This window comes from Accumulibacter sp., assembly GCF_023806565.1.
Taxonomy (GTDB): domain Bacteria; phylum Pseudomonadota; class Gammaproteobacteria; order Burkholderiales; family Rhodocyclaceae; genus Accumulibacter.
Map to the genome: position 1 here is coordinate 1 of NZ_JAMTDV010000029.1, position 12,706 is coordinate 12,706.

Genomic DNA, 12,706 nt, shown 5'->3' on the forward strand with positions numbered 1-12,706 from the left:
AACCGGTAACCGGCATCGTGGTCGATCGTCATCGGCAGATGGTAGCAGGAGGACGCGAGAACGTCCCGGCAACAGCGGCCCGCGATCTCCGGGCAAGCTCACTTGCTGATCCGAAGATATTCCGCCCGGACGCAAGAAGGGGCGCTTGCGGCGCCCCTTGGATGCAACCGGACTCGCTGCCGCTCAGAGGATCGGTGTGTGCGCAGCTGCCGGCAGTGCCGAGCCACTCGGCTCGTAGACGACGTGTGGGCGGCCGACGAGCAGCGGATCGATCGGGCCGATGGCCTCGATGTCCTTGCCGTTATAGTTCAGCTTGTGCAATACATAACGCATCGCGTTGAGGCGAGCGCGCTTCTTGCAGTCGGACTTGATCACCGTCCATGGCGTCTCGGCGGTGTCGGTGTGGAAGAACATCGCCTCCTTGGCCTTGGTGTAGTCGTCCCACTTGTCTAGCGAGGCGAGGTCGATTGGCGACAGTTTCCACTGCTTGAGCGGATGCACTTCGCGTTCCTTGAAGCGGCGGCGCTGCTCCTTGCGGCTCACTGAGAACCAGAACTTGATCAGATGAATGCCGCTGCGCACCAGCGTCCGTTCGACTTCCGGCGTCTGCCGCATGAATTCCTGGTATTCCTCGTCGGAGCAGAAACCCATGACGCGCTCGACACCCGCGCGGTTGTACCAGGAACGATCGCAAAAAACGATTTCGCCGGCGGTCGGCAGGTGGCGCACGTAGCGCTGGAAGTACCACTGGCCGCGCTCTTCCTGCGTCGGCTTTTCGAGCGCCACGACGCGTCCTCCGCGCGGATTCAGATGCTCGGTGAAGCGCTTGATGGCGCCCCCCTTGCCCGCCGCGTCACGCCCCTCGAAAATGACCACCACGCGCTGACCGGTCTCCTTGACCCAGTTCTGCATCTTCAGCAACTCGACCTGCAGGCGATACTTCTGCCGCTCGTAGGCCTTGCGCGACATCAGGTTGCGGTAGGGATAGGAATTGTTGTCGCGCCAACCGCTCGCCAGCTCGTCGTCGGGACTGGTTGCCGGCTTGGCCGAAGGCACTTCCTCCTTGCCGAGCAGTGCCTTGCGCAGCGCCAGCGCGTCATCGGGCGATGAGCCGGTCATGATTGCTTCCAGCGTCTTGGCCAGCGAAGCCGTGTCGCCACCGGAAGCGGAAGCAATGATGTCACGCAGCGCGACTTTCTTCTGTTCGACCGCCGACGCGGTGGCTTCGGCTATGTCATAGGCTTCCATGCCGCCCGGCGTGCGCGCCGGAGCGACGTCGCCGGCAGACGTCTTGCGCGGCTGCGTCGCGCGCGGCGAAGTGGATGCTGCACGCGTACCGGTTCGCCGTCCGGCCGGCTTGGCGGCAGGAGCCGCCACATTGTCGGCACTTGCGGCCGGTTCGTCGGCACCGGCCGCCGGCGGCGGTGTGATCTTGTCCATCTGTCTACCTCCATTGGGGTGTTCTCTTGCAAAAGTTTGGCGCCGGATCGTCGATTGGCGGTAACGCCGATGATACCGCCGATATGCCATACACTTCAATCGCTTGAGCAAGCCCGACTGGATCTTTTCCGCGATTTTCGGCCATAACGACACTCGCCCGGCAAAAAACTCGGCAGGGGCGGCTAGCCGGCTGCTTGACCTCCTGGTTGACCTGTACGCGAGGCCATGGCTGCGCGACAATATCTGCGCTTCCCGGAGCCGGACGAAAGTTCTGCCGAACCTCGCATGCCGCCATTCAGTTCCCTCACTCGCCGCGTCTGGCGCTTGTCCAGCCGCGTCTCGCGGCGCTGCTGGCAACTCTGCTCTTCGCCGTGCTCGGCTGCGCGCCGACCAACCCGATTGCAGCATGTCGCCCGGGAAAGCACGGAGCACGCGAGGGTGGCATTTCGCCGTGCCTACCGCGAGCGCTTTGGCGACGAGCCGGGATTCCCCGATCTGACCGCTATCAATGCCAGCAGGCTTGCACTCGACGTGCTCGCCGAGCGGTCCACCGAGAGACGGAAACAGGCGCTGCTCGCACATGGCGCGTTTGTCGGCGCACAGTCGCCGACCGTCTTCGACGCCAACGGCAACACGCTGCGTGACACCTTTCTCTCGGTAATCCCGATGACAAGTTCGAATCGCTTCGCCAGCGGATTGCCGGGCGCTCCCTTCATCCGCCAATCCCAGGAGAAAAACCATGCCGCGCAATCTCGTCGTCTGCTGTGACGGAACCTGGTGCAGCCCGGAGCAGCAGACCGGTCTCGCGCCGTCGCCGACCAACGTCGTCAAACTGTACAATCTCTGTCTGGCGGACGCCGGCCAGCTCACCTACTATCATCCCGGCGTCGGCACCGAAGGCAATCTCGTCGAACGCTTGCTCGGTGGCGGCATCGGCCTTGGTCTGGACGGCAACATCCTCAGTGCCTACCACTGGCTATGCGACAACTACCGCAGCGGAGACCGGATTTACCTTTTCGGCTTCAGTCGCGGCGCCTATACCGTGCGCAGCCTCGGCGGCATGATCGCCCACTGCGGTCTGCTCGACCTTGGCGGACTCGACGAACGAAAGTCCTGGCAAGCGATCCGGAAGGTCTACGAGCACGGTTACCGCAAGCGGGAGGCGCCCGAGAAGTGGCGTTCGCGCCACACCTTCCTGCACGGCGATCTGCCCGATGGCGCGGTCGGCATCCACCTGATCGGCGTCTGGGATACCGTCGGTGCGCTTGGCGTTCCCGACGAGCTCGTCGGTCTCGATCAGATGCTCGACGACCCGCGCCGATACCGCTTTCACGATACCGAGCTCAGCCCTGGCGTCCGCCACGCCCGCCACGCCGTGGCGATGGACGAACGCCGTGCGAGTTTTGCACCTACGCTGTGGACTGGCGAGCAGCGTCCGCCGGAGAGCAGCCTGCAACAGCTCTGGTTTGCCGGCACGCACAGCGATGTCGGCGGTGGCTATCCCGAGTGCGGCCTTTCCGACGGCACGCTGCAATGGATGGTTGACGAGGCAACGGCGCTCGGCCTGCGGATCGATCCGGCGCTCGCGAGCCAGCTTGCGCCCGACTCGCGCGGCGTCCTGCACGACTCGACGACCGGTGTCTGGCGGCTTCTGCGGACCCTGCCCCGCGCCGCACCTCCGGTCGCTGCAGGCAAGGTCGGAACCGAGCTGCATCGGCAGGTGTGGGAGCGCCACCAGTTGCCGCCACTGGCACAGGCGCCCTACTGGCCGACACGGCTGCTCGCGGCTGGCGAAGCGGCGACCATCGCCGTCTTCGCTCGCGAACACTGGAACTTCAGCGGCCTGTATCTCGAGGCCGGGGTCCGCTACGACCTTGCCGCGCGCGGCGAATGGCTCGACAGCAGCGTCGCCTGCGGTCCCGGCGGCGTACGTGACGGGTTCAACATTGGCGAAGTGGCCTACCTGCTGGGCGACGCGATCGGCGAGGCGGAAGCGATGTACAAGCGCCTGACCGGCAAGCAAGGCGCCGACTGGTGGGGATCCCGGCGTCGCGACGATGCTCCGTGGTTCGCACTGATCGGCATGATCGCCAACCAGCCGAGCATGGATGGCAGCGGTACGGCGATCGAAGGCGAGACTTTCCTGATCGGCGACCACTGCACCTGGACGCCGGAACGGTCCGGCTACCTGTACTGCTATGCCAACGACGCGTGGACGTTTTACGGCAACAACCGTGGGCAGGTAACGCTGACCGTAAAGCGCCCATGATCAGCGGCGCTCCGACCGCGGCATGGGCGCGCCGCTTCAGAACATCACTCGCGCCAGCAAGAGACCACTGCTGACCGCCACACTGGTGGCCACCAGACCGGGAATCATGAACGAGTGATTGAGCACGTACTTGCCGATCTTCGTCGTCCCGGAGAGATCGAAGTTGATCGCCGCGATCAGCGAACCATAGGTCGGAATGAAGAAATAGCCATTGACCGACGGAAACATGGCGATCAGGAACTGCGGCGGAATGCCCAGCGCAATGCCCAGCGGCATCAGCGCGCGCGTCGTCGCGGCCTGACTGTAGAGCAACACCGAAGCGAAGAACAGGCCGAAGGCGAACGTCCAGGGCGCAGTTTCCGCCCAGTGACCGATCGCCGGAACGATGACGTCCTTGTTCGCCGCGATAAAGCTGTCGCCAAGCCAGGCCAGACCGAAGATTCCGATCACCGCCACGACACCAGCCCGCAGCGTGGCCGTCCGCGGCACCTCGTCGACGTTTACCCGGGTAAGCATGAGCATGATTGCGGCAATCGCCATCATCACGATCTCGATGACGATCGGCATGCCGAGCGGGCTCTTGGCCCCCGGCAGCCTGCGCAACTCGGGGAAAAAGCCGACCAGTACCACGAGCGCGACGCCCGCCAGGAAGAGATAGGCGGACAGTCTGGCTGCCGGCTTCAATGGCGGCCGATCGGCGGCTGCCTTCGGTTGCGGAATCTCCCCTGCCTGCAGGCGTGCCTGATAGTCGGGATCGTCCTTCAGGTCCTTGCCGACGAACATCGAAACGACCGCCCCCGCGACGACCCCGGTCAGCGTCGCCGGAACGCAGATCATCAGAATCTCGGGCAGACCCCACTGCACCATACCCTTCTCCGCGAACAGCCCGATCATCGCTGCCGTCGCGGCGGCTACCGGGCTGGCGGTGATCGCCTGTTGCGAGGCAATCGTCGCGATCGCCATCGGCCGCTCCGGACGGATTCCGCTCTGGTGCGCAGTTTCGTAGATCACCGGCAGCAGCGGGTAGACGATATGCCCGGTGCCGGCGACAAAGGTGAAGCTCCAGGTGGTCAGCGGAGCGACGATGGTGACGTACTTCGGGTTGGCGCGGATGATGCGCTCGGCGACGCGCACGAGGAAGTCGATGCCACCGGCCGCGTCCATCACCGAGGCGGCCATGATCACCGCCAGGATGATCAGCATCACATCGATCGGTGGCGATGTTGGCGCGACGCCGAAGCCGACGACCAGCACCAGCAGCCCGACCGCTCCCCAGAGGCCCAGCCCCACCCCACTGTAACGCGCACCCATCCAGATCGCCGCGAGCACGACGACGAATTGCAGGAAAATGAGCCAGCTCATGACATTTCCTCCCGATCGGGTTACTCGGACTGTGGGCTGATCAGGTTTTCGAACGAGAAAATCTCGTCCCACTGCTCCTGCGTCAGCAGCTTGCGCTCCTTGATCACGATGTCGTGCAGCGATTTGCCGCTCTCGTAGCCCTCGCGAGCAATTTCGGCGCATTGCTTGTAGCCGAGCTTCGGCTTGAGTACGGTGACGATACCCAGCGAGTTGAGCACCATATCGCGCGCGTGTTCGACGTTGGCGGTGATGCCATTGACGCAGTTGACCCGCAGGCTGTTGACCGCGTTCTCCATGGTGAAGATCGACGTAAACAGCGCGAAGGTGATCACCGGTTCCATCACGTTGAGCTGCAGTTGCCCGGCCGAAGCGGCGAGAGTCACCGTCAGGTCGAGGCCGATCACCAGAAAGCTGGTCTGGTTGACGACTTCGGGAATCACCGGATTCACCTTGCCCGGCATGATCGACGACCCCGGCTGCATCTGCGGCAGGTTGATCTCGTTGAGACCGCAGCGCGGGCCGGAGGCAAGCATGCGGATGTCGTTGCAGATCTTGGTCAGTTTGGCAGCGGTTCGCTTGAGCACGCCGGAGAGCTGCACATAGGCGCCGGTGTCCGAAGTTGCCTCGACCAGGTCGCCGGCAAGAATGAATTTGACGTCGGTCAGTTCGGACAGATAGCGGGTCACGAGTTCAGGATAGCCCGCCGCTGCCGTCACCGAAGTACCGATTGCGGTGGCGCCAAGATTGATTTCGTGCAGCAACTGGCGCACCTCGGCGATGCGAACCACCTCCTCGCCGATCGTCGTTCCCCAACCGTGAAACTCCTGCCCAAGTGACATCGGTACGGCATCCTGCAGGTGGGTGCGGCCCATCTTGAGAACCCGTTCGAATTCCTTGGCCTTGGCGAAGAAAGCGTCCTGCAGCCTGCGCAGGGCCTCCATGTAACTTGCGAGGCGCAGGATCAGTGCCAGGCGGAAAGCGGTGGGATAGGTATCGTTGGTCGATTGCCCGTAGTTCACATGATCGTTGGGGTTGACGTGCTGGTATTCGCCCTTGCGGTGGCCGAGTCGTTCCAGTGCGAGGTTGGCAATCACTTCATTGGCATTCATGTTGGTCGAAGTGCCGGCGCCACCCTGGATGAAATCGGTGACGAACTGTTCGCACATCTCGCCAGCGATCAGCCGGTCGCAGGCACCAACGATGGCGTCGGCAACGCGCGCATCGAGCACGCCGAGATCGCGGTTGGCCAGCGCCGCCGCTTTCTTGACATAGCCGAACGCCTTGACGAAATAGGGCTCGGCCGACATCGGGATGCCGGTGATGTGGAAGTTTTCCTTGCCACGCAGCGTCTGCACACCGTAATACGCACCGTCGGGCAGTTCCTTCTCGCCGAGGAAATCCTTTTCGATTCGTGCCATGACCATTCCTTTCGTTTGCTGAAGAGTCGTCGTGCCGCTTCGTGGACGGACGTCTGTCATCGGTTTGCTGGCCTCCGAACGATGCTGCACACGCCAATCCGTGCGCACGCCTTGCCGCCTGCTAGCCGATGCACCATTCTAGCCCAGGCCGACACCGAGGCAAGGCCGAAGTTGTTCGTGGCGAGGCTCCTTCCGGCGCGAGAAAGCCTCGCCTCGAACGAAGACTGCGAAGAAAATGCGCCCCCCAGCAAAGAAAGTGCATCCAGCATCGCCGACATCGCGTATCTCTTCACATCTCCGAGCCAGACGCAGTTGCGTCAACCGGAGTGGCCGCACCGTCCAACCGATTTCTTGCCGAGAATTGTCATGCCCATCACTCCCGTCTGCATCATCGCCCGTTCGGTGATCAACGCCAGCACGCAAGATTTGGCGTGAACCCGACGATCGTGCAGAATGTTCCCGACACGCCGACGCAAACGGGCGAGCAAATGAACGACAGCGACGATTTCGCCAGCGAAACGCAGCCGAAAACCGATGCAGACGGGCTGCCGGCAAGTGACATTTGCCGGCAGCGAGGGCTGGCCGATGAAGCCCGTCTGCAGGACTGGATCGGCCGCATCGTGCGCCAGGACGAACAGGCCCTCGCCGAACTTTACGAGGCGATGGCCGGACGCATCTACGGTCTCGCGCTGCGCATCACCCGGCACGTGCAGACCGCCGAAGAAGTGACCGAAGACGCTTTCTGGCAAATCTGGCGACAGGCGCCGCGCTTCGACGCACGACGAGGCAGAGTTGTCGCCTGGATGCTGACCATCGCGCGCAGCCGCGCACTTGACGCGCTGCGCCGCGCCGACCACGCCGAGGCGCTCGATGAGGAGTCGCTGGCCGACCAGCAGACCGACAGCGATCCGCACGACCTGCTGGCTGCGGTACAGAGGCAGCACCGCCTGCATTCCGCATTGCGCCGTCTTGACCCGCTACCCCGGCAACTGCTGGCGCTGGCGTTTTTCCGCGGGCTCTCGCACGAAGAGATCGCCAGCCAGATGAGCCTGCCACTGGGTACGGTCAAGTCGCATATCCGTCGCTCTCTGTTGCACCTGCGCGAATTGCTCGGCACGGACGATCTACACTCTTCCACGGTAACGCCATGAAACCTGCACCCGACAAGTTCGTCGCCGACACTACCGACGATAGCGACGAAAGCGAATTGCAGCTCTTGATTTGCGATGGACTGGCGCCGCTGCAATTTCCTGCGGCCGAGCGCACCGCACTGCGCGACCGTCTCTTGCGCCGGGTCGGCGAGAGCGTCCGCCGGCATGCGGGTCTGCTCACGGTGCGCTCTGGCGACGGCGTCTGGCGCACGGTCAAGGCGGGCATCCGTGCTCGCATTCTCTGGAACGGAGGGCAAGGCAGCTCGGCACTGGTCGAATTCGCGGCCGGCGCCACCCTGCCGGCGCATCGTCATCGCCATCTGGAGGAAGGCATCGTGCTGCACGGCAGCCTGCGGCTCGGTGACCTGGAGCTGGGACCGGGCGACTACCACGTCTCGCCGCCAGGCAGCCGGCACGCCCCCATCAGCTCGGGCACCGGCGGGCTGGCCTATCTGCGCGGCAGCTCACTGGGACACACCGGCGCCGTCTTGGGTGAGTTGCTCGGCGCCCTGGTGCCGGGCGTGGGACCCGCGGTGCGCACCGTCTTTTCCGGTGAAGGAAACTGGGAAGCGATTGCACCCGGCGTCGAGCAGAAAATCCTGTGGCAGGACGGCGAAGTGATCTCGCGCTTCCTCCGCCTCGCCGCCGGAGCCAGCCTGCCAGGGCATGGGCACGCCGAGGAAGAGGAGTGCATGATGCTGAGCGGCGACGCCTTTTTCGGCGACGTGCTGGTGCAGGCTGGCGAGTTCCATCTCGCACCGACGGGTAGTGAACACGGCGAACTGAGCAGCGACAACGGTGCCTTGCTGTTCCTGCGTGGTCGCCCGTTCCTGCCGCTGCGACCCGGAGCATGAGCCCGCGATTCGTGATGATCAGCCGCTGGCGCCTGGAAACGACGGCGGAGCGCGTCTGGGAATTGCTGATCGATCCGACGGAATGGCCCGCATGGTGGCCCCACGTGGCGCGCGTCGAGCGACTGGCCAATGGCGACTGCGACGGTGTTGGATCGCGCCATGCCTTCGTGTGGCGCAGCGGTCTCGGCTACGGACTTCGCATCGTGATCACCAGCACGCGCGTGGAGCATTGCCGTGAACTCGAAGGAATCGCCAGCGGCGACCTGCGCGGCCTCGGCTTGTGGCTGATCGACGATGCCTCCGCCAACGGAGTGCGCATCACGCATCGCTGGGACGTCGAGCTGAGCAAGACCTGGATGCGTCTGCTGGCGCCATTGCTGCAGCGCGTCTTCGCCCGGCGACACTGCGCAGTGATGAAGAAAGGAGCACTCGGCATGGCCCGACGACTGCGTTGCCGTCTGTCGGAAATCGAGGATTGGTCGACGATCTCCGCTGTTGGCGACGGTCCGGCCGGGCGCTGAGCGACGGACTCGCCGCATCCCGAGGCCATCGGTAGCCGACAGCACGCAGGCAAGCCCCGCATGGGAAGACATTTGCTTGACTTAAGTCTGATTTTTCTGGAGTTCTGCGGGCATTATTCCTATACTGGCAGAATAAGAAAAGACGTCCGATCTTTGCCAGAGGAGACTTGCCATGAAAGTCCGCAATGCCGGCTTGCTACCGGAGGCACTGCTGGTCGATTTGCCGGAAATCGACGCACAGCACGAAGAAATCTTCCACCGTATCGAAGCGCTGAAAGCGACCTGCTTCGAGAGCACCTATGTACCGATCGAGGAGTTTGGCGTATTGCTCGACTTCTTCGCAAAGCATTTCGCCACCGAAGAGCGAATCGCAGCAGAGGCGGGTCTCGAATTTGCCGAGCACGCACGCGTTCACGACGATACGTTGCGCCTACTGCACAAGGCTCTTGGCGAAGTCGTCAACGGCGCCCAGGACGTGTACTCCTTTCTGCGCTACGCCGAGTACTGGTTCGAGCGCCACATCAGCGAAGACGACCGGCTGTTCATCTCCCTGTTGCAGGCGAGCGGCTTCGATCACTACGGCGGCGTGCGGCGTTCCGCCCACTCCTGTTTTTCGGCGCAAGCCTGATCGACTCCCGCCGCGGCAGCATAGGCACCCGGACGGACGCCCCGCCAATGGAGCGCGCCGCCCCTTGAGCGTCGTCGATTGCTGCAACTGCGGCGCCTGCTGCGCCAGCTTTCGCGTTTCCTTCTACTGGGCGGAGGCCACCGCCCGCGACTTGCCCGACGCCTTGGTCGAACAGCTCACGCCTTGGCACGCATGCCTGTCCGGAACCAATGCTGCATCCCCGCGCTGCCGGGCACTGTGGGGCGAGGTCGGCGAACGCGTGCGGTGTACCGTCTACGACCGTCGCCCCTCTCCGTGTCATGAGATCCAGGCCGGCGACGAAAAATGCACCAAAGCGCGGCAGACTCATCGACTGCCGGTGATCACCGCCATGCCGGCAGCGGAAGCGCCGTCAAACCGGCCGCGTGCTGCGCTTCGCTAGAGCGCCAGGCAACCGTCCACCGCTATTCCGGAAATCCTGCCTGCAACTGCTCGACGATCCAGCGCGCCTCGGCCTCGCTCAGGAAGCGATGCCAGGGGGGCATCGGCGTCCCTGGTCGACCACCATGAATCGTCGCCACCAGCGAATCGACCGGCTTTCCCTGCAGCGCTGCCGGCGTCAGCGAGGGACCCAGGCCACCCTGCAAGGTCATGCCGTGGCACGAGCCGCAGTCCTGGCGTACCAGATGAACGAGTTCCCTCTGGCGCTCGGGCGACGGCGGCAGAACCGGATCGGCAAGCAACGGAGAAGCGTAGAGCAGGAAGACGATGAACCAAGGCATGTTGCGTAGATCAATCGGTGGCTGCGGCACGATGCCGCATGCGTCCTGGTGGAAAAGGCCGCTGCGTTACCTGTCATTCTAGCGGAAGAACTCCGCCCATCGTGGCTCCAGACGACGTCGCCACGGCGTACGACCGATCGCTTCGTATTCGGGTTGAAGAAACCCGGCAGACGCGCTTATGCTTGCGCTTCAACCAACCAGGGAAAGCAGCGGAATGAGTCAGGCCCCGTCATCGACACCCAGCGGAACCGTGTACATCGTCGGCAGCGGCCCCGGCGACTTCGATCTCTTGACGCTGCGCGCCGCCCGCCTGATCGGCGAAGCCGACGCCATTGTCTACGACCATCTGATTGCCGACGGCGTACTCGAACTCGCCCGCCCCGGCGCCGATAAGATCTACGCCGGCAAGGAAAGTTCAAGGCACAGCGTACCGCAGGAAGAGCTCAACCGGCTCCTCGTGCGGCTGGCGCGCGCGGGCAAGAAGGTGGTTCGTCTGAAGGGTGGCGACCCATTCATTTTCGGTCGCGGCGGCGAGGAAATCGAAACCCTGGTGGACTCCGGAATTCGCTTCGAAGTCGTTCCGGGAGTCACCGCAGCCGCCGGTTGCGCCGCTTACGCCGGCATTCCGCTGACCCATCGCGAGCACGCTCAGGCGGTCGTCTTTGCCACCGGGCACCTGAAGGACGGAACCATCAATCTTGACTGGCCGTCACTCGCCCGCCCACGGCTGACCGTCGTGTTCTACATGGGAGTCGGCGGAATTGCCGAAATCTGCCGCCAGATGATTGCGCACGGGCTACCCCGGGAGCATCCGGCCGCCGTGGTGCAGCACGGCACCACGCGCCGGCAACGCGTGCTGACGGCCGATCTCGCGACTCTTCCCAGCCAGGTCGCCGCCGCGAGGATCACAGCGCCCGCATTGATCATCGTCGGCACGGTCGTACGTCTGCACCGCAGGCTCGCCTGGTTCCTGCCGCCACCGGCGGAATCAATCGGCTGATCCGGCGACGAAGGTAGCTTGACGATCTCCCATCGACACGCGACGGGGCACCTCCTGACAAGATTCCGGGTGCACGCCGATCCCTTGGCGCACGGACCAGTCGGCACAGGCCCGGCTGCGCCACGACGGGGCGTTCGCCGGGGACAGACGGCACCCCGCCCGAAAATCGGCGTACGACGATGGCAAAGGCATCGCAGTACGCCGTGCCCCCGGCGGCGATCAGGGTGCCTGCCGCAAGCCAACAATACGCCGGCGCAGCGCGGCCACTCCGGCCAGACCGGCGAAGGTCAACAGCAGCGAGGAAGGTTCCGGGATCGAGCTCTCCGCCCACGCTGCCGTGATCGAAACCGGCACCGAGGGATCCCGCGGGTTGCAAACCGTACCGTTGCCATTGACCCAGTTGAACTGCAATGTGCCCCCGACGAGCGAAAGTGGGACGACACTTGGGCCGGGATTGCCGGCATTGGTCCCCGCAGGGCAATTCGGGTCGATGTAATCGAGCGAAGCGGTTTCACCAATGCCTGGGTCCCATGCACCATTGTTGTTGTTGTCGTCGATGCGCAGACTGGTCAGCGTGACGTAATGGCCGCTTCCATCCGCAAAACCGATGCGCAGTTCCACGTCTTCGCCGGCGCGCAATTCTCCGAGCAGGAAGTTCATCGTCGGCTCGCCACGGGCGAGAAACGCTGCCCCCTCCCATCCGGTGAAATCCTCATTGACCATCCCGGCAAAGGTGGTCGTTCCAGGTGCGTATCGCTGGAACCAGTTCATCTTGCCCTCCCAGGCCTGCTGCCGATTCACCCCGCAGCCATTGCCGCCCATGAGATTGTCTAGAGAAATGATCGAGTCCTGCAAGTTCACCACTCCGTCGCCGTTTTCATCGGTTCCGGGGCCGCTGAGGAGCTGCGTGTTGCGATACAGGCTGGGCGAGATGTGCGACAGATAGACAAATGAATTGATCATCGACGTCGCTGCGCAGCGCCCACCAATATTGGATTCATGGCCATACAAGGCGTAGGGAAGTTGCGCGTCGATCGGAACGGCGACAGCGCTTTCCGGGCAGAGAAGGCCGAGGCCGGCGGTCAATCCGGCAAGCACATAGCCGGCAACGACCACATTGCAGCCCTTCGGCTGCGAGTCGGTGGTATGCATGAAAGGTCCCTCCGGTTGCGATAACGGTGTTGGACGTTCGATTCCGTCCAGCATTACCTGGCGGGAAAGTTACGATGGGAGACCAGAATTCGCGCCCCGACCGCCCGCCACGCTGAAATCGGTTATGGTTTCTTGGAATTCATCCGGCAT

The 12,706-nt window shown here is 63.7% G+C and carries 13 protein-coding genes and 1 pseudogene; 9 read left to right on the top strand and 5 right to left on the bottom strand.

What is annotated here, in order from left to right; all coding sequences use genetic code 11:
- Positions 1 to 183: 183 nt before the first annotated feature.
- Entirely contained in the window at positions 184 to 1,440 is a 1,257-nt protein-coding gene (gene ppk2 / locus NFV80_RS03660; RefSeq protein WP_295326468.1) for a polyphosphate kinase 2, read from the bottom strand.
- 438 nt (positions 1,441 to 1,878) lie between these two features.
- Here ppk2 and NFV80_RS03665 point away from each other — a divergent pair, with 438 nt between their 5' ends.
- Both NFV80_RS03665 and NFV80_RS03670 read left to right on the top strand, forming a co-directional pair.
- Positions 1,879 to 2,208: a hypothetical protein gene (locus tag NFV80_RS03665; RefSeq protein ID WP_295326466.1), complete on the top strand. Its 330-nt coding sequence runs from the start codon at positions 1,879 to 1,881 to the stop codon at positions 2,206 to 2,208.
- On the top strand, positions 2,180 to 3,709 hold the full coding sequence (locus tag NFV80_RS03670) for a DUF2235 domain-containing protein (RefSeq protein WP_295326464.1): 1,530 nt from the start codon (positions 2,180 to 2,182) through the stop codon (positions 3,707 to 3,709). The genes NFV80_RS03665 and NFV80_RS03670 overlap by 29 nt, the downstream gene beginning before the upstream one ends.
- Before the next feature lie 36 nt (positions 3,710 to 3,745).
- Here the strand turns inward: NFV80_RS03670 and NFV80_RS03675 are convergent, their stop codons facing one another.
- Together NFV80_RS03675 and NFV80_RS03680 are read right to left on the bottom strand one after the other, a co-directional pair.
- Entirely contained in the window at positions 3,746 to 5,071 is a 1,326-nt protein-coding gene (locus NFV80_RS03675; protein WP_295326462.1) for an anaerobic C4-dicarboxylate transporter, read from the bottom strand.
- 20 nt (positions 5,072 to 5,091) lie between these two features.
- Entirely contained in the window at positions 5,092 to 6,489 is a 1,398-nt protein-coding gene (locus NFV80_RS03680) for an aspartate ammonia-lyase (protein WP_295326460.1), read from the bottom strand.
- Between the two features lie 81 nt (positions 6,490 to 6,570).
- On the opposite strand from NFV80_RS03680, the gene NFV80_RS03685 reads away from it, so the two are divergent.
- The 6 genes from NFV80_RS03685 (at position 6,571) to NFV80_RS03710 (ending at position 10,064) form a co-directional block, all read left to right on the top strand.
- Positions 6,571 to 6,924 carry a hypothetical protein gene (locus NFV80_RS03685; RefSeq protein ID WP_295326458.1) on the top strand — a complete coding sequence of 118 codons (354 nt, stop codon included), beginning with the start codon at positions 6,571 to 6,573 and terminating at the stop codon, positions 6,922 to 6,924.
- Positions 6,921 to 7,640, top strand: coding sequence for a sigma-70 family RNA polymerase sigma factor (locus tag NFV80_RS03690; RefSeq protein WP_295326457.1), 720 nt, complete (start codon positions 6,921 to 6,923; stop codon positions 7,638 to 7,640). Before NFV80_RS03685 ends, NFV80_RS03690 begins: the two co-directional genes overlap by 4 nt.
- Complete coding sequence (locus NFV80_RS03695) at positions 7,637 to 8,494, top strand: cupin domain-containing protein (RefSeq protein WP_295326455.1); 858 nt, start codon at positions 7,637 to 7,639, stop codon at positions 8,492 to 8,494. Before NFV80_RS03690 ends, NFV80_RS03695 begins: the two co-directional genes overlap by 4 nt.
- Positions 8,491 to 9,015: an SRPBCC family protein gene (locus NFV80_RS03700; protein WP_295326453.1), complete on the top strand. Its 525-nt coding sequence runs from the start codon at positions 8,491 to 8,493 to the stop codon at positions 9,013 to 9,015. Before NFV80_RS03695 ends, NFV80_RS03700 begins: the two co-directional genes overlap by 4 nt.
- Positions 9,016 to 9,187: 172 nt before the next feature.
- A complete protein-coding gene (locus NFV80_RS03705) occupies positions 9,188 to 9,643 on the top strand; it encodes a hemerythrin family protein (protein ID WP_295326451.1) in 456 nt (151 codons plus the stop codon).
- Between the two features lie 64 nt (positions 9,644 to 9,707).
- Positions 9,708 to 10,064, top strand: coding sequence for a YkgJ family cysteine cluster protein (locus NFV80_RS03710; RefSeq protein ID WP_295326449.1), 357 nt, complete (start codon positions 9,708 to 9,710; stop codon positions 10,062 to 10,064).
- Positions 10,065 to 10,086: 22 nt separating this feature from the next.
- Here the strand turns inward: NFV80_RS03710 and NFV80_RS03715 are convergent, their stop codons facing one another.
- Positions 10,087 to 10,404 (bottom strand): cytochrome c, encoded by a 318-nt coding sequence (locus tag NFV80_RS03715; RefSeq protein WP_295326447.1) that lies wholly within the window; start codon positions 10,402 to 10,404, stop codon positions 10,087 to 10,089.
- Positions 10,405 to 10,648: 244 nt separating this feature from the next.
- Here NFV80_RS03715 and cobA point away from each other — a divergent pair.
- Positions 10,649 to 11,404 (top strand): annotated as a pseudogene (gene cobA / locus NFV80_RS03720) (uroporphyrinogen-III C-methyltransferase); the annotation flags it as partial.
- A 219-nt stretch (positions 11,405 to 11,623) separates the two neighbouring features.
- Here cobA and NFV80_RS03725 read toward each other — a convergent pair.
- On the bottom strand, positions 11,624 to 12,556 hold the full coding sequence (locus NFV80_RS03725) for a PEP-CTERM sorting domain-containing protein (protein WP_295326446.1): 933 nt from the start codon (positions 12,554 to 12,556) through the stop codon (positions 11,624 to 11,626).
- Positions 12,557 to 12,706: the final 150 nt, after the last annotated feature.

Coding starts and splice junctions, on each gene's coding strand:
- NFV80_RS03670 (WP_295326464.1), top strand. CDS start 2,180: ATGCCGCGCAATCTCGTCGTCTGCTGTGACGGAACCTGGTGCAGCCCG.
- NFV80_RS03675 (WP_295326462.1), bottom strand. CDS start 5,071: ATGAGCTGGCTCATTTTCCTGCAATTCGTCGTCGTGCTCGCGGCGATC.
- ppk2 (WP_295326468.1), bottom strand. CDS start 1,440: ATGGACAAGATCACACCGCCGCCGGCGGCCGGTGCCGACGAACCGGCC.
- NFV80_RS03700 (WP_295326453.1), top strand. CDS start 8,491: ATGAGCCCGCGATTCGTGATGATCAGCCGCTGGCGCCTGGAAACGACG.
- NFV80_RS03685 (WP_295326458.1), top strand. CDS start 6,571: ATGCTGCACACGCCAATCCGTGCGCACGCCTTGCCGCCTGCTAGCCGA.
- NFV80_RS03695 (WP_295326455.1), top strand. CDS start 7,637: ATGAAACCTGCACCCGACAAGTTCGTCGCCGACACTACCGACGATAGC.
- NFV80_RS03680 (WP_295326460.1), bottom strand. CDS start 6,489: ATGGCACGAATCGAAAAGGATTTCCTCGGCGAGAAGGAACTGCCCGAC.
- NFV80_RS03725 (WP_295326446.1), bottom strand. CDS start 12,556: ATGCATACCACCGACTCGCAGCCGAAGGGCTGCAATGTGGTCGTTGCC.
- NFV80_RS03705 (WP_295326451.1), top strand. CDS start 9,188: ATGAAAGTCCGCAATGCCGGCTTGCTACCGGAGGCACTGCTGGTCGAT.
- NFV80_RS03715 (WP_295326447.1), bottom strand. CDS start 10,404: ATGCCTTGGTTCATCGTCTTCCTGCTCTACGCTTCTCCGTTGCTTGCC.